Below are 1,546 nucleotides of genomic sequence, written 5' to 3'. Positions count from 1 at the left end.
AAGGACCCAATGTTCGTTTCGGGGTGGCCCGTCTCCGTCGTGTTATGCCGGGGATTGCCCGTACGGCACGGAGCAGAGCCCCATACACGAGGAGACGAACCATGGGAGAGGATACAGCATTTGTCGGTCTGGACGTGCACAAAGAGACGATCGCGGTGGCGGTCGCCGAGGACCGCCGCGGCGGCGAGGTGCGCTATCTCGGCGAGATCGAGAACACGCGCGAGGCGATCCGCAAGCTGGTCAGGAAGCTGACCAAGGCGCACGACACGCTGCATTTCTGCTACGAGGCCGGGCCCTGCGGCTACGGCATCCATCGCCAGTTGACCGAGATGGGCCACGACTGCGACCTGGTCGCCCCGTCGAAGACGCCCGCGCGCCCCGGCGATCGGGTCAAGACCGACCGGCGCGACGCCGTCCTTCTGGCGCGGCTGCACAGGGCGGGGGAGTTGACCGCCGTCTGGGTGCCGGACGAGGGCCACGAGGCGATGCGCGACCTGGTCCGCGCGCGCACCGCGGCGATGGAGAGCCTGCGCCGCGCCCGCCAGCAACTCTCGGGGTTCCTGCTGCGCCACGACCGGGTCTTCCGCGCCGGGTGCAACTGGACGAAGAAGCACCGCGTCTGGCTCTCGGGCCTGCGCTTCCAGCACCCCGCCCACCAGATCGTGCTGCAGGAATACATCCACGCGGTCGACGACGCCGCGGCCCGGCTCGCCCGGATCGAAGATCAGATCCGCACGCTGGTGCCGATCTGGTCCCTGGCGCCGGTGGTCGAGGCCATCCAGGCGATGCGCGGCGTCAGCTTCATCTCCGCCGTCACCGTGATGGCCGAGACCGGGGACCTCGGCCGCTTCGACAATCCCCGCCAGCTGATGAGCTGGCTCGGGCTCGTGCCGTCGGAATACTCGAGCGGCCCACGGACGGCACGGGGCGGCATCACCAAGGCAGGATCCAAGGATGCACGACGCATGCTGATCGAGGGCGCCTGGACCTATCGCTGCCACGCGGCCGTCGGAAAGGTGCACATGGCACGGCTCGAAGGACTTCCGCAGGAGATCCGCGACATCGCGTGGAAAGCGCAGATCCGGCTCTGCGCCCGGTATCGCCGACTCAGTGGGCGCGGCAAGCCCGCGACCCTCGTCGTCACCGCCATCGCCCGGGAACTGGCCGCCTTCATCTGGGCCATCGCCAGGAAGGTCACCCCGAACACCCAGCCCGCAGCGGCGGCAGCTTGCTGAGAAAAGAAAGGAGCTGACACCACCCGACATCCCCGGCGCGTGTCACTGGGGGCAGAGCCATCCGGGAATCCACGAGGTTCCTTTGTGGCCGGCGATCCGCTCCGGATCCCGACGCCCGCAGGAAGACAGTCGGCAAGCCCAAGACGGATCAACGGTCATGCGGTATCCAACCCGCGCATCAGAGTGTGATCTACCGTCGTCTGAAGGCTCTGCCCCCAGCCATGCGCGCCGCACACATCCACCATCCCCGGCAGCGAAGACGGCGCCGGGTCATCGCCTCGCGCGAAAAACTTGACAAACGAACATGAGAG

At 67.8% G+C, this 1,546-nt stretch carries 1 protein-coding gene; it reads left to right on the top strand.

Translation table 11 applies throughout. The features are described 5' to 3' along the window. The first annotated feature begins 101 nt into the window (after positions 1-101). Complete coding sequence (locus DDE13_RS22340; RefSeq protein WP_111406390.1) at positions 102-1,235, top strand: IS110 family transposase; 1,134 nt, start codon at positions 102-104, stop codon at positions 1,233-1,235. Positions 1,236-1,546: the final 311 nt, after the last annotated feature.

The organism is Meridianimarinicoccus zhengii (assembly GCF_003254465.1).
Taxonomy (GTDB): Bacteria; Pseudomonadota; Alphaproteobacteria; order Rhodobacterales; family Rhodobacteraceae; genus Meridianimarinicoccus; species Meridianimarinicoccus zhengii.
This window is presented reverse-complemented; position numbering and strand designations above follow the sequence as displayed.